Origin of the sequence: Pseudoalteromonas distincta, from assembly GCF_005877035.1 — a bacterium.
GTDB classification, from domain to species: Bacteria; Pseudomonadota; Gammaproteobacteria; order Enterobacterales; family Alteromonadaceae; genus Pseudoalteromonas; species Pseudoalteromonas distincta.
Map to the genome: position 1 here is coordinate 1,993,773 of NZ_CP040558.1, position 24,079 is coordinate 2,017,851.

Consider the following 24,079-nt stretch of genomic DNA (forward strand, 5'->3'; position numbering starts at 1 on the left):
CTCTTAAGTAATGAATTTTTTATTGCTTGTAGAATAGCAAACACAGTACCAATTTAAAATATTTGCTTTATGTACCGTTATATTAAAAAAAAGCAATATGACGATAAACTTAGCGGGCAAACTAAGTTTATCCAAATACAATGCCCTGTTACACTATAGCCCTTGTTTTTAGTGATTGTTGAGTTTACACATGGACGCCTCAGCCTCGTCTTTTAATACCCGTATTTTATTGCCTTTATTAGCCAGTATCGTGGCGATTACGCCATTGGCGATAGATATGTACTTACCTGCCATGCTGGTAATTGCAAACGATTTACACACTAATATGCCCAATGTACAAATATCGTTGAGTATTTACTTAGCGGGCTATTCATTAGGGATGCTATTTTTTGGCCCCATTGCCGATCAAATTGGCCGCCGTAAGCTTGCACGTATTGGCTTAACCTTATTTGGTGCAAGCTCTCTTGCACTGGCATTTACCACCGAAATCCATGCTTTTTGGACTCTTAGAGCAGTGCAAGCATTTACGGGAGCGGCAGCAACGGTAGTAGTACCGGGTATTATTCGCCATATTTATCAGCAAAATACAGCTAAGGGAATGTCGTATGTGTCGATGATTATGATGGTAGCGCCGTTAGTTGCCCCTTCTGTTGGTTCGTTTATTTTAGGATTTTCTGTTTGGTCAACCATATTCTTGGTTCTTGCTGGGTATAGCTTTTTAATATTAGCATTTGTGCAAGTGTATCTAATTGATATTCCTATTCACAAAAACGAAAAAAAGGGTCTCGCTCTGTTTTTTGACAGCTATAAAACAGTACTCAGTAATAAAGATGCACGTGCCGACATACTCAGTTCTATGTTTGTATCGTTTGGATTTTTTTGCTTTTTAACATCAGTACCTTTTATATATTTAGATTTATATGAAGTGTCAGAACAGTTATTTGGTGTGTTATTTGCCTTTAACGTAATGGCGCTGATGTTTGGTAACTTTTTAAATACGCGAATTGTACCAAGGCTGGGCTCTCGAAAAATGCTCTATATTGGGCTTGTATGTGGGTTTGTATCGGGGCTGGCTTTGTTGACATTTAGCTTATTACACTTATCACTTTATTATATTGTGGCTGCTATTGCGCCATTAATGATGAGCTTAGGCGTCACTGCAAGTAATGCTGACTCGCTAATATTAATGAAGTTTGAAAAAAACACAGGCACGGCAACGGCCGTAATTGGCACACTTCGTTTTGGCAGTGGCGCGTTAGTTGGCCCACTACTCGCTATTATGCATGCAAAAAGCGCAGTGCCATTTTCAAGTCTAATGTTTAGCGCTGTGTTGCTTACTATGCTCGTACAGTTAATTCACTATAAAAAAGACAAAAAAAATGCCTCAATATGAGGCATTTTTTAAAACTAATAATTCAATTAAGCATCAGCAGCTTTAGAAACCATAACCATTGCAGGGCGTAATAAACGACCATTCAATGTGTAACCTTTTTGCATAACAGCAAGTACTGTATTAGGTGTTACATCGTTACTTGGTTGAATTGACATTGCTTGATGAAAATCTGGATTAAACTGCTCACCTTGTGGGTTTACAATTTCAACACCAAACTTTGCAACAGCATCGTTAAAGCTTTTAACTGTCATATCGATACCTTCAAGCAACGGCTTTAAAGTCTCATTTTCTTTATCAGAAAACTCAATAGCACGCTCAAGATTATCAATTACAGGTAGTAATTCGTTAGCAAATTTTTCTAGTGCAAACTTATGCGCTTTTTCTACATCTTGTGCTGCACGACGACGAATGTTGTCTACGTCTGCTGCAGCACGAACAACACCATCTTTTTGATCAGCAATAGTTTGTTTAGCAGCTTCAAGCTCTGCATATAGCATAGCTATTTCTGCTTCAGGGCTTTGCTCTTCTTCTGCATGTTGATCAGCGGCTTCTACTGCTGCTTCTACATCAGCCTGCATTTTAGAAATTTCTTCGTTTAATTCTACTTCTTGCTCAGGGTTTTGTGTCTGCTCAGACATAAAATACGTGCTCCAATTCTTTACAACTGCGGTAATTATGGGGATTGAATAAAAAGATTCAAGAGTTAGATGCCTCAATTAATTTAAATTCTCGAATTATTTCTTCGATTTGCGCTGATTTAGGGCAAATTATACAAAAGCGGCTTTGGTATTCTTGATTTTGAAAGTACGGCACGCTTATTACAATCAATTCATCACACTCAGTAAAAGGCAATTTTTCGCTATTAAGTACCGAGACACCGTTTTTAAAAGCGAGTTTATCTTCTACATAATTTAAAAACGAAACACCAATATTTAAACTTTGCTCACAATCGATTTGTTTATAGAGGTAATTTTCGCCAACTACAATACTATTATCTGAGCCTAATTTTTGACTTAGCTGTCGCGTCCATTGATTAAGCGAATCATGACAATTTCGAGGCGCTGTATTTGCCATCGCCTGCATACGATACAAACCCTCCATAAGAGTTTGTTGGCTAAATACGGTATTCAACCATGTTGCAAACTGATAACGAACAGAATCTGACGAATCATGAGGTTTATCAATACAAATGTTGTGGCTCTGCCCAGCCCTGTCTATTAATAGAATAAGCCAGTCGGTAGAATCAAAATCAAGCACCTCTACTCTAAACACTTGCTGCGAGCTGGCTTGTGGTAAACCAACACAACAACATATTTGGTATTTTTGGCTCAAACCATGTGCTAGTTCAACGAGTTGTGATTGCTCTGGTTGCCAATAATTAGCAATGTCAGCGAGTGGAAAAAACTCATCAAACCAATAATCAAACCCTTCATTTGTGGGCACTCGTCCTGCAGATGTATGAGGTGAATACAATAACCCCACTTTTTCTAAGCGAGCCATAGCATTACGAACCGTAGCCGAGCATACTGCCATGCCTTTGAGTTTGGCAATTTTTGTTGATGGAACAGGCAAGCCTTCACCATTACAGTACATGTTCATAACAGCTGAAAAAATTTGCTGATCTCGTGAGTTTAGTTTCATGGTATCTACATCTTGTTGCATGAAAGAGATATCGGGGCGTTTAGTTGTTTTTCAAGTCGTGCAGTTAACTCACTGCGAATAAAATTGAAGGTTTATAATATTGCTATAATCTGTATTTTCAAACACTTCTGTTTTGAGTTACTCTACAATTATTAAATCTTTTTGTGCGTACATTATGGACTCTCCTTTTAATACCATAGGCCTAATTGGCAAACCTAATCACCCGGGAGCCGCTGCTACCCTTCAGCGCTTACATACATTTTTACTTGCGCTTGGTTTTGAGGTAATAGTAGAAAAACGCACAGGGAGTCAATTAGACGATATCCCGCATGACAAACTTGTTAAGTTAGTCGACTTAGGAGAACAAGCCGATTTAGCTATTGTTGTAGGCGGTGACGGTAACATGCTTGGTGCTGCACGCGTGCTTGCGCGCTTTAACATTGCTGTTATTGGTGTAAATAGAGGTAACCTTGGCTTTTTAACTGATTTAAACCCTGAAGGGTTTGAAGCGAGCTTAGAGCAAGTCCTCAGTGGTGAGTACCTTGAAGAAAAACGCTTTTTATTAGAAGTAGAAGTATATCGCCACAACGAATTAAAGAGTGCAAACTCAGCCGTTAACGAAGCGGTACTTCATGCCGATAAAGTAGCGCATATGATTGAGTTTGAAGCTTTTATAAATAATGACTTTGTGTTTTCTCAGCGCTCTGACGGTTTAATAGTATCAACCCCTACTGGCTCTACGGCATATTCACTTTCAGGTGGCGGGCCAATTTTAACGCCAGAGCTAAATGCAATATCGTTAGTACCTATGTTTCCTCATACCTTATCTAGCAGACCTTTAGTGGTCGATGCCGATAACGAAGTACGCTTAAAGCTAAGCCTAGAAAATACAGATAGCCTACAAGTAAGTTGCGACAGCCATGTTGTGCTTGCCGTATTACCCGGCGATGAGGTAGTAATTAAAAAAGCGGATAAACAATTGCGCTTAATTCATCCAAAAAATTACTCGTACTACAACGTTTTACGTACAAAACTAAATTGGGGTAGTCGTTTGTACTAATTTTATTGCCAAAAGTTAAACGATAGAGCAAAATATTAGTAACAACTAAAAATTAAACATTTCAGGAACAAACGGCAATGACTTATGTAGTATTCTTTGCTTTACTGCTATTAATTACACTTTTATACAGTTACCTCAAAATTGAGAGTAATCGCAAAAAAGCAATCGAAGCTAGAAAAAAGCTATTTAATGAACGTGTTTCGCATGTAAATTCACGCCTTAAAGCAAAGCTTAATGATCTTCTTGATGCTAAAATAATTCGCCCAAAATACGCTCCTCGTATTCAAGCTATTGTAAATAATTTTTTTGTTGTGCAATCGCATACAGACGAGAATTTGCAACAGCTTGAAGATACCGCTGACCTACTAATTAATACGTTGTCCAATGAGTTAATTAAAGCTAATCAAACGAATGTAATCCAACCATTGATTGATAATATACAGTACTTTGTATCTGAGTTACCTCAGCAAGGAATTTTATACAATAAGAGTTTTTACCTAAATACTTTACCTCCACTTATCGGGCTACTTAAAACCGAAGACGTTATACAAGCTACTGATATTGTTGATGATCAAATTGATACCTCCCCAAAAACTTCTGACACACAATTTACTCAAGATGTAAGCGTTGCATAAATAATAAAAAATTAATTTGCAAAAAACCAAAACACTGTATAAATTAACAGTTAATTGACTGGATGGATAAACAGTATGTTAATTGGTTTAGAAGTTAAAAATTTTGCAATTGTTAGTAATTTAAGCACAGAATGGCGCAGCGGTATGACCGCAATCACTGGCGAGACAGGTGCTGGTAAATCTATTGCTATTGATGCGCTATCATTATGTTTAGGTGAACGAGCTGAAGCATCAGCAGTGCGCCCAAGCTCTGATAAAGCAGAAGTATGCGCTCAATTTGACCTAACAGATTTACCGCTAGCTCAATCGTTTTTAGAGCAACATATGCTAAACAATGACGATAATGAATGTCTATTGCGTCGTGTTGTTTGCAAAAATGGACGCAGTAAAAGCTATATTAATGGCAGTGCCGTTACCGCATCACAATTAAAAGAACTTGGTCAATATTTAATATCTATTCATGGACAACATGCCCACCAACACTTATTAAAAGCTGAGCATCAGTTACAGCTTTTAGATGCCTATGCAGGGCATCACAACTTAGTAAATGATGTAAATAACAACTATAAACAGTTTGCTAACTTACAAAAAGAATTTAAACATTTAGAGCAACAACAGCAGCAACAAGCAGCGCAAAAACAATTGTTAGAATACCAAGTTGCAGAGCTCGATGAGTTTGCCTTACAAGAAGGTGAATTTGATTTAATTGAGGCCGAGCATTACAAACTTAGTAATAGCCAAACAATATTAGAATCGTGCCAACGTGAATTACAATACTTATATGAAAGTGATCAACAAAATGCTTGTTCAATGCTGCAGCACAGTGCCCAACAATTCGCTGAGCTGGCTCAATACGACGAAAGCTTAGCGGGCGTAGCAGCGCTCCTTAGTGAAGCCGCAGTACAAGTTGAAGAAGCAAGCCGTGAAGTTCGAAATTATACTGAGCAAGCAGATTTAGATCCTGCTCGTTTAGGTGAAGTAGAAAATAGACTAAGCGGTGCGATGGATTTAGCGCGTAAGCATCACATAAAACCACAGCAGCTAGTTGAGTTTCATCAATCGATTGCTCAGGAGCTTGAGTCAATAAGTAATAATAGTAATCGTCTGGAGCAACTAGAGTCAGAAATAGAAAGCGCGTTACTTAGTTATAAGCAAGCTGCCGATGAACTAAGTAAAAGTCGCTATGAGTATGCTAATACACTTAACACACTAATAAGTGAAAGCATGGCTAATTTATCGATGGAAAACGGTGTATTTGAAATAGCTTTAACTCAAGAGAGTAGCCGCGTACCTAATAGCTTAGGGTACGATAATGTGTCGTTTTTAGTATCAACTAATCCTGGGCAGCCACTTCAGCCGTTAGCTAAAGTAGCCTCAGGTGGTGAGCTTTCGCGAATTAGCCTTGCTATACAGGTAATTATTGCCCAAAAAGTAACAACCCCAACGCTTATTTTTGATGAAGTTGATGTAGGTATTTCTGGCCCTACAGCATCAGCCGTAGGCAAACTATTGCGCCAGTTAGGTAAGTCTACTCAAGTGATTTGTGTTACTCATTTACCGCAAGTTGCTAGTAGCGCACACCAACAATTTTTTGTAGCTAAAGAAATAGCACAAGGCGAAACGTTCACTCATATGCTGCCTTTGAATAAAGATGGTCGTATTAATGAAATAGCTCGCTTACTTGGTGGTGATAATATTAGTAAAACAGCTAAAGCGAATGCTAAAGAACTAATAATGGCCCATGCCTAATATTGGTTAATAGAGCTTTGAAGGATTAAATAATGCACAGTACTTTAGTTAATTTTTGTATCATTTTAAGTTGGTTTTTATTAGCGCTAAGCAGCTGTTTAATAATTTTTAGTAAATATAAGCATACTTACTTTAAACAGCGTTTACTGAGGTTTTTAAATAGCTTTTTAGTTCTTCAGATAATCGCCGTAGCCTATTACTTTACTAGCGAAAAAATAAATAACCTAAGTGACTTAGGCATCAGTTATTGGCTATTAATTACAATGCAGATTGCCTGTAATGCAATGTGTTACATGAGCGTAAAGCGCAGAAAGGCTAAAATAAAGCCATCACTTGATTCGTTTTCAATGGATTAAAGTAGATAAACCTTTAAGAAGAACACGTTCTGTTTTTACCTTGCGCTTTTGCTTTATAAAGTAGTTCATCAGCACGCTTGATATCAAGATCAATTGAGCGTTCGGCACTTGCAGAGATAACACCAATACTTAGCGTAATATTGGTACTATCTGAAAATAAGCTCACAACTGAAGCTTTAAGGGCGTTGTGGATTTTTTCTGCAACTTGCTCCCCCTGCTCAACTGTTGCATCTGGAATAACAATTAAAAACTCCTCTCCGCCCCAACGTGATGCAATCGCATTTTTTGGAATACTTTTATCAAAGGTTTTAGCTAACTGAATAAGTGCTTCATCGCCAAAATCATGGCCGAATTGATCATTAATTTTTTTAAAATTATCTACATCAGCTAATAAAATTACAAAAGGAGTATTATTATCTTTCAGCTCACTTTTAAAAGCCACAAGCTTATTCATGGTATAGCGACGGTTTGGCAGGTTGGTGAGTGGATCTATAGTTGCTAAAAATTCATTCTTTTGACTCAAAGCAATTATTTTATTGCTGTATTTTTCTCTTGAACACTCGTAGTAGCCACTCAGCGACGCGACAATCATAAAGGCAATTATTATTCTTATAGGAAACTGTTCCGGACTATAGTCATATATGTTGAATATATCAGCACAGTAAAAGCCTAAAACAATCGCTAATAAAAACAAAATTATATCAAATGTACCTCGTTTAAGTCCGCGTATTGAATAAGTAACAGGAGACACTATGAATATCCATATAGGCCCTGTTCCTTGTGCTCCCCCAGTGAGAACTAGGTAAAACATTAGTGCATAAAGGTTGTATAAAATTATAGTGCCTGACTTCTCTACTCCCCTACTTATGCTAAATGCCAATAAATAAACAAACGAAGAAACAACCAGGGTACACGCTAATAAATAACTGCTATTAATAAATGCTAAGCTAGCCATCGAAAACGTTGCTATAAACCCTATTGAAGAGAAGAATCGAACAATGAGTTTCCTTTCCGATTTGTTTGAATATTCGTACATAATTTCTATTTATTTTATTAATGTATAAAAGCCTACTTGTATGTAAAAAGTAAGCAAACCGTAAACAGCGTGCGATAATGAACCAACTTTATATTTAAATCAACTCCAAAGATTAGTTATTTAGGCTTGATAAAAGCGTATATTTTAGTCATTATTTACCTTTATCAGGGATGAATACGGTTATTGTAATGTATGATCCCATGATGTAATACGCTTTATTTAAAAAAATAAAGCCTAGGATAAAACAATAACGTTAAGGATTAAAAATGAATAAACTTGCTCTTCTTGTTCCTGCACTAATAGTACTGAGTGGCTGTAAAAGTAATGATATAACTCGCGCAGTTAAAGATGGTATTAACGGTGCTGTAAATAGTGTATCTAGCTCTAGCAACCAATCAATTAACTCTTCAAATCAAAGTGCTTATACAACGACGCAAACAAAAGTTTTAGCGTATAAAGCAACAAAAGAAGCTAGAGATTATGGCCAAATAACGTTAGCTAGTACTGCTGAAAATCCAAAAAAACAAACTCGAGTTGCTATAAATAAGTGCCTGCATCCTCGTGTAGGTGAAGTAAAATGTAAGGCTTATATGTATGAGATTAGCCCTCAAGGCTGGTTAATAGATGCCCAAAGCAACCGTATTTGGCTCGAAACAAGAACAACCCACTATGACAAGGTAGTTCCTTCTGGTAGTTACTATATGAAAGTAAGAACGGAAGGTGTCGCTAAAGAAAGCTATGCTACAGGTGATATTAATATAATACCGTTTGTTACTAACTACGTTGACATTACATTCGAATAAAACAAATAAAAAAGCAAGCCAGTTGGCTAATGCCAGTCAGTTAAGCTGACTGGCATCTTTCTTTTTATGGGGATACTTAGATGGTTTTGGCTTAACCCATCGGGGATATCTTCTATCCTCTCGTCTAGCTGGAAGCTTAAATAAGACCAGTGTATCGAGTAAGTGCTGCCAGTGTATTGGAATGTTCCCTGGGCTCATTATAGATACTGACGAGAAATACTGAATGACAGCCATCGAACTGCTAGAGAAACTAAGCTGGTTAGGCCATATCCCTGTGACTGTCGCCGCCATCGTCATTATTCTTCGTATTAAATTATAGGCGAGTAACACGGCCCATAGCTCCTGACGCACCATGTCTGGACGCTTACTTCTTAAATGGTATGCGCTATCAAGCATGGTTTGTTTGATTTCTCTAAACCCAAGTTCTATCTCCCAACGATGACAATATAATTCAACAATTTCATTACCTGGATAACGCAATCTATCCGTCATCGAGGTTAATATACGGTAGCTTTTGCCCTTTATTGTTTTGCTGATTAATCTCGCTTTAATCGTTTCAGGAACATCGGGAAAGTTTTTTTGTGCATGCTTTGTGGTTTTCAATTCAATGATATGGTCATTTTTACCCGCGCTGGAGATGATTTCATACTGTAAGTCGGGCCTTGCTGGTATCAGCCAGTGCCTCATCTCCCCAGTTTGATGCCAACGGTTTAACAGGCCTAAAGAATAATATCCTTTATCAAACATAGTCAGTGAATTATCTGGTGTACGTTCAATTAAACGCTCAGCTAATTTCATCTCGTTGGTTTTATAGTTATCAAACTCGCTACTGAGAAGTTGATGGCTGGTCAATTCCATATGACAGACCATGCGTATTTGAGGAAAGGCTGTATCACCGTATTGGTTGCTACCTGAAGAGAAGGCTTTACGATTATCAGGCGTGTCGGCTGTTCGCCACACAACACCGTCAACAGCTAATAGGTTCAAACCATTCCATGTTTCGAATGACTGTTGCTTATACATTGATTGAGCAGATTTATTGAAAACGTGTTTAACGGAATCATCACCTAACCTTTGTCTAGCCTGTACCATCGCACTTGGAGCAACGAGTTGGTTCTTGCCAGGTAACATGATATCTAGCTTATTAGCGATATTCCAAACTGATTCTTTTCGAAACAATGCCATGCCAATAACTGACCACAAAACGGCTTCAAGCGGTAATCTTCGCTTACGAACGGTTGCAATCCCTGCTTGTTGAAAACCTTGTTCAATGATTTCAGGGTCAAGAATTTCTGATAATTTTTCAAAGGTATGGTATCGGCTGCTTTCTTCAAGTGTTGCTTGCAGTGCTTGTTCTATATTCACAAAAAAATCCGTAGTTAGTTTCCTAACTACGGATTTTGCATGATCGTTTGGATCGGTCAACCGGTCATTTTCTTAACTGATCGGCATTAAGCCAGTTGGCTTGCTTCTTACATCACTTTATTAATACGAACAATTAAACTTTTAAGTAATCCATAATACCTTCTGCAGCATTACGTCCTTCAAAAATAGCGGTTACCACTAAATCTGAACCACGCACAATATCGCCACCAGCAAATATTTTAGGGTTCGTTGTTTGATGTGTAAATTCACCTTGTTCTGGAGCATTAATGCCGCCCCAGTGGTTTACTTCTACATCGTATTTTTCTAACCAATCCATTTTATGAGGCTGGAAACCAAATGCCATAATAACTTGGTCAGCTTCTATCACATGCTCTGAACCAGGTACTTCTTCAGCACGACTTCTGCCATTTGCGTCAGGTTCGCCTAATTTAGTTTTAACCATTCTAACGCCAGTTACTTTACCTTTATCGTTCAATACAATGCCTTTAGGCTGAACGTTATAGGTAAATATAACGCCTTCTTCTTTGGCGTTTTTAACTTCACGTTTAGAACCAGGCATATTTTCTTTATCACGACGATAAGCACACGTTACTTTTGCAGCATTTTGACGAATAGACGTACGCACACAGTCCATCGCTGTATCACCACCACCAAGTACAACTACTTTTTGGTTAGCCATATCAATACACGGCTGCTTAGTCTCGTCATAGCCCATTACACGGTTAGTGTTACCAATCAAGAACGGGAGTGCATCGTGAACACCTGGTGCATCTTCATTTTCAAGACCTGCACGCATACTTTGATACGTACCAACTCCTAAAAATACGGCGTCGTAGTCTGCTAAAATTTGATCAAGCGTAATATCAACACCTACTTCAACATTTAACTTAAACTCCACGCCCATTTCAGTGAAAATCTCACGGCGCTTTTGCATCACTTCTTTTTCAAGTTTAAAAGAAGGAATACCAAACGTGAGTAGTCCGCCAATTTCTGGGTGACGATCAAACACTACTGGTTTTACGCCGTTACGAACTAAAATATCAGCACACCCTAAACCAGCTGGGCCCGCACCAATAATAGCCACTTTTTTGTCGGTCCATGTTACATAAGACATATCAGGCTTCCAGCCCATTTTAAATGCCTCATCGGTAATATACTTCTCAATATTACCAATTGTTACAGCACCAAACTCTTCATCTAATGTACACGAGCCTTCACACAAGCGATCTTGTGGGCAAACGCGACCACACACTTCTGGTAAACTGTTTGTACGATGAGAAAGCTCAGCTGCCTCTATAATACGACCTGTGCGTATTAACTTTAACCATTGTGGAATGTAGTTATGTACTGGGCACTTCCACTCACAATACGGGTTACCACAATCTAAACAACGATCAGCTTGTGAGTTAACCTGATTCTCTGAAAAGGGTTCGTAAATTTCTACGAAAGATTTTTTACGTGACGAGATTGGTTTTTTGCGTGGGTCTACACGCTGCACGTCTATAAATTGATATACATTTTCGCTCATACTGCCCCCTTATTGCGCCTGAACACGTAGTTCGGCACTACTGCGAGCGCGATGCCCGAGTAAACTTTTTACGTCGCTTGATTTTGGTTTTACTAATTTGAACATCGGTAAGTACAGTTCAAAGTTAGCTAAAATGCTTTCTGCTCTGCACGAACCCGTAAGCTCTAAATGCTCAGCAATTAAGCCGCGTAAATGCTCTTGATGCGACGTTAGTTCGTCTAGTGTTACTATTTCGACAAGCTCTGGGTTAATGCGTTTTTCAAAATCATTTCGCTCATCTAAAATATAAGCAAAACCACCAGTCATGCCCGCGCCAAAGTTAACACCTACATTACCAAGTACACACACAACGCCACCGGTCATGTATTCACAACCGTTGTCACCTACACCTTCAACAACCGCTTGCACACCTGAGTTACGAACTGCAAAGCGCTCACCGGCACAACCCGCTGCAAAAAGTTTTCCGCCTGTAGCGCCGTACAAACATGTGTTTCCGGCAATGGTTGCTTTATGGCTTTCAAAAGATGAGCCAAGTGGTGGACGAATAATTAACTTACCGCCTGCCATGCCTTTACCTACGTAATCGTTAGCATCGCCAACCAATGTCATTTCAAGACCACCGGCATTCCAAACACCAAACGATTGACCCGCCGTACCGTGTAATTCAATTGCTACTGGGTCTGCCGCCATACCTTGATTACCGTGTTTATCAGCAATATAACCCGAAAGCATTGCACCTACAGAGCGGTCAGTATTACAAATACGACTCACAAGCGAGATACCGCTTGACGTATCAATTGCCTCTTGCGCTTTAGCTAATAAACTTTCGTTTAACTTACCTAGGTAATGCGAACTGTTAGGCGCACTACAATACAGCGTTTCGCCAGTTGGGTTGTTCGGCTGAGCAATAACAGACGATAAATCAATTTTCTTCTGCTTTGCAGTTTTGCCTTCAATTTCTTCTAATAAATCTAAACGGCCAATTAAGTCAGTTAAATTTGCAACGCCTAGGCTAGCCATAATTTCACGCGCTTCTTGCGCTATAAACTTAAAGTAGTTCATCGCCATTTCTGGTAAACCGTGATAATGCTTTTGACGAAGTGTTTCGTCTTGTGTTGCAACACCGGTCGCACAGTTATTTAAGTGACAAATACGTAAATATTTACACCCAAGAGCAACCATTGGACCAGTACCAAAGCCAAAGCTTTCAGCACCTAAAATTGCCGCTTTAATAATATCTAAACCTGTTTTTAAGCCACCATCTGTTTGCAGGCGAATGCGATGACGAAGGCCATTTTCAACCAGTGCTTGCTGTGTTTCAGCAAGTCCAAGCTCCCATGGGCTACCCGCATATTTAACAGAAGTAAGTGGGCTTGCGCCTGTACCGCCGTCGTAGCCAGAAATAGTAATTAAATCGGCATATGCTTTAGCAACACCTGTTGCAATGGTTCCCACACCTGGCTCTGAAACAAGTTTTACAGAAATAAGTGCTTTAGGGTTTACTTGTTTTAAATCGAAAATTAGCTGTGCTAAATCTTCAATTGAGTAAATATCGTGATGCGGTGGTGGCGAAATTAACGTAACACCTGGTACCGAATAACGAAGTTTAGCAATATACGGCGTTACTTTTTCACCTGGTAATTGTCCACCTTCGCCTGGTTTTGCACCTTGCGCTACTTTAATTTGAATAACGTCAGCACTGCGTAAGTAATGAGGCGTTACACCAAATCGACCTGAAGCGACTTGCTTAATACGCGAGTTTTTCTCTGTTCCATAACGCAGTTTATCTTCACCGCCTTCACCCGAGTTTGAACAACCACCTAAGCGGTTCATTGCAATTGCTAGCGCTTCATGCGCTTCTGGTGATAACGCACCAATACTCATTGCAGCTGAGTCAAAACGCTTGTATAGGTTTTCTGCAGACTCTACTTCATCAATGCTTATACCTTGCTCAGGTAATTTAAGCGCTAACATATCGCGCAAAGTCGCAATTGGACGATTATTAACTAAATCAGCGTACGCACTGTAGTCTTTATAATCACCTGATCGAACCGCTTTTTGCAGGGTTTGAATAACATCTGGATTGTAAGCATGATACTCGCCGCCATGTACGTACTTAAATAAACCACCGTGGCTTAATAATTTACGCTTACTTAAAGCAAGTTTGTGCAAACTTTGCTGATCGTCATCAAAGTCGGTAAAGCATGCACCTTGTATACGACTTGCAACGCCTTTAAAACACATTTCAATAATCGCATCAGATAATCCCACCGCTTCAAACAACATTGAACAACGATAAGACGCAACCGTACTTATGCCCATTTTAGACATAATTTTGTATAAGCCTTTATTAATGGCTTTACGATAAGCAAGGGTCACTTCGCAATACGACTTATCAATAATTTTGCTGTCGCTCATCGCAACTAACGATTCATACGCAAGGTATGGATAAATTGCCGTAGCACCAAAACCTAATAGCACAGCAAACTGGTGCGCATCTCGCACGCTGCCAGTTTCAATGATAATGTTTGATTCACAGCGCAAGTTGTTATCAACTAAGCGTTTTTGTACCGCACCTACAGCCATAGCTGCTGGAATTGGTAAATTTATTTCATCAAAGTTACGGTCAGTTAAAATAAGCATGATACAGCCCGCAGCTGCTTTTTCTTGTGCTTGGTCACAAATACGCGTAACCGCGTTTTCTAAACCCTCTTCAACTATGTAGGTAATATCAATTTTACAGTAGCTGTAGTGCGCTTCATCAGCATTTAATAGCTGCTGCATGTCTGCGTACATTAAAATTGGTGTATCAAACTGTAGGCGCTTAGCGTGGCCCGTTGTTTCGTTAAATACGTTTTGCTCACTACCAATACAGGTTGCAAGCGACATTACATGGTTTTCACGTAGTGGATCGATAGGTGGATTTGTTACTTGCGCAAATTTTTGGCGGAAGTAATCATAAAGTGAACGATGCCCTTCACTAAGCACAGCAAATGGCGTGTCATCACCCATTGAGCCTGTCGCTTCTTGGCCGTTTTCACCCATTACACGAATAACGCTATCAAGCTCTTCGTTGGTATAACCAAACATTTTTTGATATTTAGCTAGCGTTTCGTCATCAAATGAGCGATTACCGGCGTCTTGCTCAGTAAGTTCTTCAAATGGAACTAAACGTTTAACGTTTTCTTCAAGCCATGACTTGTAAGGATGGCGAGATTTTAAATCCTGATCGATTTCATCCGAGTGCCAGATTTTGCCAAGTTTAGTATCAATAACTAATAATTCACCTGGACCAACACGGCCTTTTTCAACCACTTCATCGGCAGTGTAATCCCAAATACCCACTTCTGATGCAAGCGTAATAAAACCATCTTGTGTAATTACATAACGTGCTGGGCGAAGTCCATTACGGTCAAGGTTACACGCCGCAAAACGACCATCCGACATAACAATACCTGCCGGGCCATCCCATGGTTCCATATGCATAGAGTTAAAGTCGTAAAATGCACGTAAATCGTCGTCCATTGCACGGTTTTTCTGCCATGCAGGCGGAACGAGCATACGCATAGCGCGGAATAAATCCATGCCGCCAGCTAAAAATAGCTCAAGCATATTATCTAGGCTTGATGAATCAGAACCGGTTTCGTTTACAAACGGCGCTGCGCTTTGTAAATCAGGAATAAGCGGTGACGCAAACTTATAAGAACGTGCGCGTGCCCACTGGCGGTTACCTTCAATAGTATTAATTTCACCATTGTGTGCTAAATAGCGGAAAGGTTGAGCTAAAGGCCAACGCGGCTGAGTATTAGTAGAAAAGCGCTGATGGAAAACACAAATCGCACTCGTCATACGAATATCAGCTAAATCTAGGTAAAAATTAGGTAAATCCGCAGGCATCATTAAGCCTTTATAGATAGTTACCAAACCAGATAAACTTGCGATATAGAAAGCTTCATCATCAACAATGCGCTTTTCAGCGCGGCGGCGTGCTACATATAAGCGACGCTCTAAGTCTTTAGAACGCCAACCTTCTGGCGCGCTAACAAAAATTTGTTCAAAACCTGGTAATTGCTGTACAGCAATAGGACCCAACATAGATGGGTCGGTTGGTACAACACGCCAACCTAAAATGTTTAGCGTTTCTTTTTCTAATTCTTCGCTAAGTATTTGTTTTGCAGCTTGTGCTAAAACAGGGTCTGAATTTAAAAATATCATACCCACTGCGTAGTTTTTGCCTAAGTGCCAATTATGTTCACTGGCAATTGCACGGAAAAAGCTATCTGGTTTTTGTAATAATAAACCACAGCCATCACCTGTTTTACCATCGGCAGATATACCGCCACGGTGCTGCATGCGATCAAGCCCCGTAATAGCAGTACGAATAAGCCTATGACTAGCTTGACCATTAACTTGGGCTATTAAGCCAAAGCCACAATTTTCTTTTTCTAACTTTGAGTCGTATAACATAGACCCCTCCCCTTGCTGCACTGTTAGCGTGGATGAACTGCTCGACGATTTGCTAACAGACGGACAAAACTAGCCTCTATCTTAAATAGAGTCAATAGCACTTTGAATACATATTCACATTCTTGAATATTTCTCACTTCATAGCAAGATTTCTTTTTATCATTATTTTTAACATTTAGCGTTATTTTAACCACTATTTTTTCATGACACTGGTGTCAAGTTTAACATATTGTAAAAACACAAGCGTTAAAAGTCGCAGCTTACGTAAACGTAAAGAAGAGCTAAAGTGAATAAGTATTCAACGCATGAAGGGCTATTCAGTTAACATTTAGATAGTTTTATGCTATTTCATTACTTTAATGGCTTAACATCCCCGATTATTGCTGCTCATTAGTATAGTTATGAAAGTTCATGTCCTTTTTTGTACATTAATAGTGAATTTTTATTTAAAGCGGTGTCCGATGCGGACATAAAAACTGTCCGCGGACATCATTTTAAAGAACAAAAAATAAAAAGCACTTTAATATCAATGCGATAATAGTTGGCATATTAATCGTATAGCTTTACATATAATCGCTAATTGGAATTACCATGTTTACTCTAAGCTTATTTTTGCTCTCTCCTATTGCCGCCATTTGCACCGCAGCTTTATTACTGCTGTGCGAAAAATACATAAAAGCAATGTAGGGGGGAATTAAATGATTAAAGATACCAGCGCACAAGACGTACAAGTAAAGGCACCTATAAGCTATAAAAAATACGCGATAATCACTGCGGTTATTTTCATTGTGGTCTCAACAGTTGCTTATATTTTTTTAACGAGTCATAGCGCTAAAAGCTCTATTAGCCGCTCAAAAGTACAGGTTGCCAAAGTACACGTTAAAGCGCTCATTCGAGACATTGCCGCCAGTGGTAAAATTGTTGCTGCTAATGCTCCTAAAATCTACAGTCCAGAACGTGGATTTATAGATTTAAAAGTAAAGGCCGGCGATACAGTAAAGCAAGGCGATACACTTGCCCTGCTGCAAAGCCCTGAGTTAACTAACGAATTAAAGCAACAGGAGTCTGTACTTAAACGACTACAAGGCGAGCAGCAAAGGCAACATTTGCAAGCAAGACGCCAAACACTCACCTTAAATAAAACACTCGATATGGCACAAGTTGAGCTTAACGCCGCTGAGCGCGAAAATCGTCGCGCACAGTTATCAATTCAAAAGCACTTGATTAGCCAAATTGATCTTGAAAAAGCAGTAGATGATTTATCACGTGCAAAGCTCTCATATAAACATGCACAACAAGAGGTATTGCTTGCCAAAGACACGCTCGCTTTTGAACTACAAGCTGCTAAAAGTGATGTGACCCGCCAACAACTTATCGTTGATGATTTAATCAGAAAAGTAAGCAACCTATCTATTAAGGCTTCCGTTACAGGGATCGTGGGTAACCTATTAGTGCAACAAAAAGCCGCAGTGACGCAAAGCCAACCTCTTATGACACTCGTCGACTTAAGTAATTTCGAAGCGGAACTTCAAGTACCTGAAAGTTATGCGAACGAATTAGGACTCGGTATGGAAGTAGAGCTTAAGTTAGGCAATGAAACAGTGATGGGGAATTTATCCGCCATATCCCCAGAAGTTAATAATCGTGAAGTAACAGCACGCGTCCGATTTAAAGGTGTTACTAACAACATTCGTCAAAACCAACGCTTAACTGCACGTATTTTACTCGACAACCGAGAAGGTGTAATGCAGGTAAAACGCGGTGCTTTTATGCAGCAAGGCGGAATTTTTGCTTATAAGGTAGAAGGCAATATTGCAAAGCGCATACCTATTACAATAGGCGCCACCAGCATTAATGCGGTTGAACTTTTAAGCGGACTAAAAGAAAACGATGAAATTATTATTTCAAGCTACAGCGACTTTAAGCAAGCCAACACGATTTTATTAAATTAAACAGACGTTCTCAACCAACGCTAAAAATAATTAGGAACAACCATGTTACAAATGAACAATGTAAGTAAAGTATACCAAACAGAAATGGTACAAACCCATGCGCTTCGAGACTTTAACCTGCAAGTAAACGAAGGCGAATTTATTGCTGTTACCGGTCCTAGCGGCTCAGGAAAAACAACCTTTTTAAATATTGCAGGTATGCTCGAGCCTTTTAACGAAGGTGAATACCTGTTGGATGGCGTTAATGTTGGCAGCCTAAACGATAACCAACGTGCTGATTTACGTAATCAAAAAATTGGCTTTATATTCCAAGGCTTTAATTTAATCCCCGATTTAAATTTATATGAAAACATAGAAGTTCCTCTTCGCTACAGAGGGATTAAAGCAAATGAGCGAAAACGTCGAATTGAACAATGCCTTGAACAAGTTGGTTTAGCATCTCGCGCTAAACACTTACCTCAGCAACTCTCTGGTGGCCAGCAACAACGTGTGGCAATAGCTCGTGCGCTTGCTGGTGAACCTCGTTTTTTACTTGCCGATGAACCAACAGGTAACCTTGACAGCTTAATGGCGCGCCAAGTTATGGAGTTACTTGAACAAATCAATCGCGACGGTGCCACTATTGTAATGGTAACGCATGATAGTGAATTAGCCCGCCGTGCTCCGCGTAATATTCAAGTAGTTGATGGGCAACTTGCCGACTTTACACTTTATCAAGGCGCGCAAACTATAAAAACAGCATCGGGGGTTTAACTAATGTTTATTCATTATTTAGATTTAAGTTGGCGCAGCTTCAAGCGCACCCCACTGGTTAGCTTTTTAATGGTACTTGCCATTGCGATAGGTATAGGCATAACAATGACCAGCCTTAGTGTTTATCACATGATGTCGGCCGATCCTATCCCAGAAAAAAGCAGCCAACTTTACAGTGTGCAATTACAAACAATGGACGATGGTAGTACGTGGTGGACAGAAGATAACATGCCACTGCAACTGACCTATCAAGATGCAGAGAACTTATTAAACGCACCCACGTCAGAGAAAAAAGTGGCTATGATGCGTACCGGCTTTTCAGTTTATTTAGACTCCGACAAAATAAAACCTTTTATAGGTAATGCTCGCATGACAACGCCTGACTTTTTTAGCATGTTTAATTTGTCATTTCTATACGGAGGGGCTTGGAGCAAAGAGCAAGAAGACTCAGCCGCACCTGTCGTTGTTATTACCCAAGAGATAAACGATAAACTATTTGCAGGAAAAAACTCCGTCGGAGAACTGATTTACTTAGATGATGCAAGCTATCAAGTAGTGGGTGTTATTAACCATTGGCCTCTCAATATTAAGTATTATGATTTAAATAACGGTGCATTTAATCAAGTAGAAGAGTTATTTATGCCCTTTAGCTTAATAAAGGCAAAAGAGCTCGTAAGTTGGGGCAATAGCAATGGATGGAAACACGAAAACACACCAACCTTTGCAGATAAACTGCAATCTGAGCAAGTATGGATCCAGTTTTGGGCAGAGCTAAATACGCTTGAACAAAAACAAGCCTATCAAAATTACTTATTAGCCTATATGCAAGAACAACAAAAACGTGGTCGATTTAATCGTAAAGAACTTGAGTATAAACTTCGCGATGTAAACCAATGGATGCAATACAACAACGTCGTCACCGAAGACAATAAAATTTTAGTGGGCCTGAGCTTTATGTTTTTAGGTGTCTGCTTAGCCAATATTTTAGGTTTACTTTTAGCTAAGTTTTTACGCAGAGCGCCAGAAGTAGGTGTAAGGCGCGCATTAGGTGCTAGTAAAAGGCAAATATTTTTACAGCACTTAGTTGAGGTCGCCATGCTTGGCTTTATAGGTGGCATGCTAGGAATTGTACTAGCACAACTTGGCTTAATGGGCGTAGGGCAAAGCTATGACTACTATGAAAATTTAGCGACAATGGATTTAACCATGCTATTGAGCGCCCCATTGATTGCAATTACAACCTGCATTTTGGCTGGTTTGTACCCAGCTTGGCTAGTGTGTAAAACCAACCCTGCTATTTATCTTAAGAGCCAATAAGGAATGTCACAATGTTAGAAATAAAACCTATATTTAACGCCTTATGCCGCTCAAAGGTGGGCGCTGTATTACTGCTAATTCAAATTGCAATTACCACAGCCATAGTCAGTAATGCTGCGTTTATTATTCAAGATAGAATTAGTTATTTAAACCAAGAAACGGGCTACCCTGAACAAGATATATTTAAGTTTAATGTAATGACCTTTGGTACTGATATTAACTTAAGTCAGCAGTTTGAGCTTGATGAAAGCATGCTTAGAAAAATGCCAGGCGTGGTCGATGCCGCATTAAGCAGTAGTATTCCGCTATCAGGGAGTGGCAGCGCTTCGAGCTTTAATTTAAAACCTGCTCCACAAGAAGGCCTAAGTGTCAGGACCGCTTATTTTTTTATAGATGACCACGCAATTAATACCTACGGCGTTAACTTAATTGCAGGGCGAAACTTTACCGAAGATGAAGTGCTAGTTACAAACGAAATTACACAAAAGCGCACCAACGTCACTATAGTCACTAAAGCCTTACTTGATGAGCTCTACCCTGATGGAGATGGTTTAGGAAAAATAGTTTATTTTGGTGACCTACCACTTAAAGTTATTGGCGTAATCGGAAAAATGAAAGGCCCGTGGCTCAAAGACAGTAAACCCGATAATCTTGCGTTTATTCCTTATATTAAAGCAGCAAGTTATGCACAAGTTGCCGTTCGTACTAAGCCTGGTCAGCGAGCAGCTGTAATGAAAGAAATAGAAAATGCTATGCTCGAAAATTACAGCAAACGCGTTATTAACAACATTAAAGGGCTTGATGAATTAAAAAATGAGTATACCGCTCAAGATCGCCTTATGATGCGAATGCTCATAGTGTTAATCACTATTTTAGTGCTTATAACCGCTCTCGGTATTTTTGGCTTAACCTTATTTAATATTAGCAAACGTACTAAGCAAATTGGTACACGCAGAGCACTTGGCGCAAGAAAGTCAGCTATTGTTAGCTACTTTTTAGTAGAAAATGCATTAATTTGTAGCCTAGGTTTAGCCTTAGGTGTAGTAACAGCAATACTACTTGGGAAAATGTTAATGCAGTATTTTTCTGTAGCCGCACTACCGCCAAGTTATATAGCCGTTACCGCCATTGCCGTATTTTTAATGAGCTTACTTGCGGTATTAGCGCCGGCTAAACGCGCTGCTAATATTTCGCCCAGTATCGCAACTCGCACTATTTAATAATATGTAAATCACTATGCTACACTGCTTAGTAAGGCAGTGTAGCCATTAAAAAATTATAAAAATAACCTATGACTCATAAAATACTCATTGTTGATGATAACCAAGCAGTACTCGACGCACTTTCATTGTTGCTCGAGATCCACGACTTTTCGGTAGTCACTGCAACAAATCCGTTTGATGCTCTGCAAATAGTTCGCTATCAGCGAATTGAGCTTGTAATTCAAGACATGAACTTTACCAGTGACACCACCTCTGGTGAAGAAGGTAAAGCCTTGTTTTATGAACTACGAGAAATAAACCCACACCTCCCTATTATACTTATTACAGCCTGGACCGAACTTGCCACCGCCATTGAGCTTGTAAAAGCCGGTGCTGCTGATTACTTACCAAAACCCTGGGATGATGCAAAACTACTAGTTTGTATCGCTAACTTAATAGAGCTAGGCAGTGCTAAAAAAATAGTTGCTACACATAATCGCCATCAACAAGAGCGTGAAGGTACATTTAAAAGCGCAGACCTTGCCGGGCTAATATTTAAAAGCACGGCTATGGAACGACTGGTCACTATGGCGCTACAAGTAGCTAAATCTGATATATCTGCATTAATTACAGGCCCTAATGGGAGTGGTAAAGAGTGCATTGCGCATATCATTCAAAAAAACTCCCCACTTGTATCGCAACCTTTTATTAAGGTAAACGCCGGTGCACTACCGCAAGAACTTATAGAGGCCGAACTTTTTGGCGCTGAAGCCGGAGCATATACAGGGATAACCAAACAACGTATTGGTCGATTTGAAGCAGCTGATGGCGGTACGTTATTTTTAGATGAAATTGGTAATTTACCACTTTCAGGACAAATAAAATTACTACGCGTACTACAAACCGGCGAGTTTGAACGTTTAGGCTCAACACAAACACGAAAGGTAAATGTGCGGGTTATATCGGCCACTAACGAAAACTTACTACAAGCAATTCAACAAGGTAGATTTAGGGAAGACTTATATTATCGCCTTAATGTAATTGAGCTCAATGTGCCTGCCCTAAGCGAAAGACAAGATGATGTTTTAGCACTTATTAGCCATTTTTTACCTCACCGAGAGCTGACTATAAACACAGAGCAAGCACTTCAACATTACAAATGGCCGGGTAACGTTCGAGAGCTAGAAAACGCTTGTAAACGCGTAGCGGTACTAAAACCTACAGGTGCGCTTACAGTCGATGACTTTGTACTTTCGTCACCGGTTACTGCTCAACAAGAAGCAAAAGCAGAGCCGACCAAACAAGAAATAGAACACGCAATGCGCGCTCATCAAGGTGTTATAGCCAAAGTGGCCCGTGAATTTGGTTTAAGCCGACAAGCACTTTACAGGCGGTTACAAAAAATGGGTATTGATTATTAATGCCGAGCATTATTAGCAACTTTACCCTAAGCCAAAAGGTTGTATTAATTTGCGGGTTTTGTAGCGCGCTGCCTGTTGTTATTATTGCCGCGCTAAGTGGCTTTGATATTTACTACACTCTGTTTTTAATATTACTAACGCTTACATTTAGCACCCTGCTTTCAAGAGCTCTCTCCAAGCCAATAAAGCTTGGCATGCAATCGCTCGAAACCGGGTTGCTTAATTTTAAAGATGGTGAGCTCTCCAGTTTGCTTGCGTATAAAAGTAATGATGAACTTGGAAAACTATGCCAAATTTATAATCAAACCGCAAAACAGCTTCGCCAAGAAAAACAATGGATTTACCAGCGCGAGTTAATGCTTGATAAAGTATTGCAAAGCTCGCCGCAAGCGTTATTGCTGGTCAATGATAATAATACGGTGGTATTTAGTAATTTAATTAGCCGTAGTTTATTTAATAGCGCAACTCGCCTTGAAGGTATGCAGCTAAGTAAATTGCTCGAAAATTCGCCTCTGCAATTAGTAGCAGCTATAGAGCACGGTATTGATGGCCTCTTTAATATAGAAATAGAGAATCAAGACTCGCAAACTTGGCATTTAGCCACTGGGGAGTTTTTACTTAATAATCAAAAGCATCATTTATATATATTTAAACAGTTAACCCGTGAACTTAGTCGCCAAGAAGTTGCGGTGTGGAAAAAAGTAATACGCATTATTAGCCACGAATTAAATAATTCACTCGGCCCTATGTCATCCATGCTACACAGCGCACAATTGCTCGCAAATAAAGTTGATGAGCCTCGCCTTGCCCGTGTATTTGCAACTATTGATGAGCGAATTAGTCACTTAACTGAATTTGTACAAGGCTATGGCAAGTTTGCTAAATTACCTCAGCCACAAAAAACGCGGGTTAACTGGCAAAACACCCTCAATAATTTAAAAAATCACTGGCAATTTAGCTACGAAATAAAAAATTCACACAATGAATTACAAGCTGATCAAACACAACTCGAGCAGCTGCTGATAAACCTATTAAAAAATTCACACGAGTCAGGCTCCAACGCCAATGAAATACATATTCAGGTCGAGTTTGTACCCCAAGCATGTGTTATAAATGTAAGCGACTGCGGCAAAGGAATGAGCGAGCAAGTAATGGCAAATGCTTTAGTGCCCTTTTATTCAACAAAAAGTACGGGGAGTGGTTTAGGGCTAGCCTTATGCAGAGAAATAGCAGAAGCGCACCAGGGGCATATAAGTTTACATAACAAAATAGAGGGCGGCTTAAACGTACAAGTGAGCCTTCCTTATTCGTAAATTCACAAAAATTAAAAACAACAAAGCCACTTAAAAAGTGGCTTTGTGTTTAAAGAGCTTAATAACC

General features: G+C 39.5%; 18 protein-coding genes. 12 read left to right on the forward strand and 6 right to left on the reverse strand.

Annotation, left to right across the window (positions count from 1 at the left end; genetic code table 11):
- Window positions 1–190 precede the first annotated feature (190 nt).
- Complete coding sequence (locus FFU37_RS08800) at window positions 191–1,393, forward strand: Bcr/CflA family efflux MFS transporter (RefSeq protein ID WP_004335389.1); 1,203 nt, start codon at window positions 191–193, stop codon at window positions 1,391–1,393.
- A 26-nt stretch (window positions 1,394–1,419) separates the two neighbouring features.
- Here FFU37_RS08800 and grpE read toward each other — a convergent pair whose 3' ends face one another.
- Window positions 1,420–2,031 carry a nucleotide exchange factor GrpE gene (gene grpE / locus FFU37_RS08805; protein ID WP_024597391.1) on the reverse strand — a complete coding sequence of 204 codons (612 nt, stop codon included), beginning with the start codon at window positions 2,029–2,031 and terminating at the stop codon, window positions 1,420–1,422.
- A gap of 58 nt (window positions 2,032–2,089) precedes the next feature.
- Complete coding sequence (locus tag FFU37_RS08810) at window positions 2,090–3,055, reverse strand: HrcA family transcriptional regulator (protein ID WP_004335385.1); 966 nt, start codon at window positions 3,053–3,055, stop codon at window positions 2,090–2,092.
- Between the two features lie 154 nt (window positions 3,056–3,209).
- On the opposite strand from FFU37_RS08810, the gene nadK reads away from it, so the two are divergent.
- From nadK to FFU37_RS08830, 4 genes are all read left to right on the forward strand, one after another.
- The gene (gene nadK, locus FFU37_RS08815) at window positions 3,210–4,094 is read left to right on the forward strand and encodes an NAD(+) kinase (protein ID WP_004335384.1); all 885 of its coding nucleotides are present in this window, start codon (window positions 3,210–3,212) and stop codon (window positions 4,092–4,094) included.
- Between the two features lie 77 nt (window positions 4,095–4,171).
- Window positions 4,172–4,729, forward strand: a complete 558-nt coding sequence (locus FFU37_RS08820) for a hypothetical protein (protein ID WP_138489308.1) — start codon at window positions 4,172–4,174, stop codon at window positions 4,727–4,729.
- Window positions 4,730–4,804: 75 nt separating this feature from the next.
- The gene (gene recN, locus FFU37_RS08825; RefSeq protein WP_138489309.1) at window positions 4,805–6,478 is read left to right on the forward strand and encodes a DNA repair protein RecN; all 1,674 of its coding nucleotides are present in this window, start codon (window positions 4,805–4,807) and stop codon (window positions 6,476–6,478) included.
- Between the two features lie 32 nt (window positions 6,479–6,510).
- Window positions 6,511–6,834 carry a hypothetical protein gene (locus FFU37_RS08830; protein ID WP_004335381.1) on the forward strand — a complete coding sequence of 108 codons (324 nt, stop codon included), beginning with the start codon at window positions 6,511–6,513 and terminating at the stop codon, window positions 6,832–6,834.
- 13 nt (window positions 6,835–6,847) lie between these two features.
- Here the strand turns inward: FFU37_RS08830 and FFU37_RS08835 are convergent, their stop codons facing one another.
- A complete protein-coding gene (locus FFU37_RS08835; RefSeq protein WP_239022696.1) occupies window positions 6,848–7,870 on the reverse strand; it encodes a GGDEF domain-containing protein in 1,023 nt (340 codons plus the stop codon).
- Window positions 7,871–8,136: 266 nt separating this feature from the next.
- Between FFU37_RS08835 and FFU37_RS08840 the strand changes: the two genes are divergently transcribed.
- Window positions 8,137–8,673 (forward strand): hypothetical protein, encoded by a 537-nt coding sequence (locus FFU37_RS08840; protein ID WP_039487450.1) that lies wholly within the window; start codon window positions 8,137–8,139, stop codon window positions 8,671–8,673.
- A gap of 36 nt (window positions 8,674–8,709) precedes the next feature.
- Here FFU37_RS08840 and FFU37_RS08845 read toward each other — a convergent pair whose 3' ends face one another.
- The 3 genes from FFU37_RS08845 to gltB form a co-directional block, all read right to left on the reverse strand.
- Window positions 8,710–10,038, reverse strand: coding sequence for an IS4 family transposase (locus tag FFU37_RS08845; RefSeq protein ID WP_039588252.1), 1,329 nt, complete (start codon window positions 10,036–10,038; stop codon window positions 8,710–8,712).
- Window positions 10,039–10,171: 133 nt separating this feature from the next.
- Complete coding sequence (locus tag FFU37_RS08850; protein ID WP_138489310.1) at window positions 10,172–11,587, reverse strand: glutamate synthase small subunit GltD family protein; 1,416 nt, start codon at window positions 11,585–11,587, stop codon at window positions 10,172–10,174.
- 9 nt (window positions 11,588–11,596) lie between these two features.
- Window positions 11,597–16,054, reverse strand: a complete 4,458-nt coding sequence (gltB, locus tag FFU37_RS08855) for a glutamate synthase large subunit (protein WP_138489311.1) — start codon at window positions 16,052–16,054, stop codon at window positions 11,597–11,599.
- Between the two features lie 698 nt (window positions 16,055–16,752).
- Here gltB and FFU37_RS08860 point away from each other — a divergent pair.
- The 6 genes from FFU37_RS08860 to FFU37_RS08885 all read left to right on the forward strand — a co-directional run bounded on the left by FFU37_RS08860 (window position 16,753) and on the right by FFU37_RS08885 (window position 24,012).
- A complete protein-coding gene (locus FFU37_RS08860) occupies window positions 16,753–18,006 on the forward strand; it encodes an efflux RND transporter periplasmic adaptor subunit (RefSeq protein WP_138489312.1) in 1,254 nt (417 codons plus the stop codon).
- Between the two features lie 42 nt (window positions 18,007–18,048).
- Window positions 18,049–18,759 (forward strand): ABC transporter ATP-binding protein, encoded by a 711-nt coding sequence (locus FFU37_RS08865; RefSeq protein ID WP_004335374.1) that lies wholly within the window; start codon window positions 18,049–18,051, stop codon window positions 18,757–18,759.
- Between the two features lie 3 nt (window positions 18,760–18,762).
- A complete protein-coding gene (locus tag FFU37_RS08870) occupies window positions 18,763–20,076 on the forward strand; it encodes an ABC transporter permease (RefSeq protein ID WP_138489313.1) in 1,314 nt (437 codons plus the stop codon).
- An 11-nt stretch (window positions 20,077–20,087) separates the two neighbouring features.
- Window positions 20,088–21,296 carry an ABC transporter permease gene (locus FFU37_RS08875; RefSeq protein WP_138489314.1) on the forward strand — a complete coding sequence of 403 codons (1,209 nt, stop codon included), beginning with the start codon at window positions 20,088–20,090 and terminating at the stop codon, window positions 21,294–21,296.
- A 71-nt stretch (window positions 21,297–21,367) separates the two neighbouring features.
- Complete coding sequence (locus FFU37_RS08880; protein WP_138489315.1) at window positions 21,368–22,699, forward strand: sigma-54-dependent transcriptional regulator; 1,332 nt, start codon at window positions 21,368–21,370, stop codon at window positions 22,697–22,699.
- The gene (locus FFU37_RS08885; RefSeq protein WP_138489316.1) at window positions 22,699–24,012 is read left to right on the forward strand and encodes a sensor histidine kinase; all 1,314 of its coding nucleotides are present in this window, start codon (window positions 22,699–22,701) and stop codon (window positions 24,010–24,012) included. Before FFU37_RS08880 ends, FFU37_RS08885 begins: the two co-directional genes overlap by 1 nt.
- Window positions 24,013–24,079: the final 67 nt, after the last annotated feature.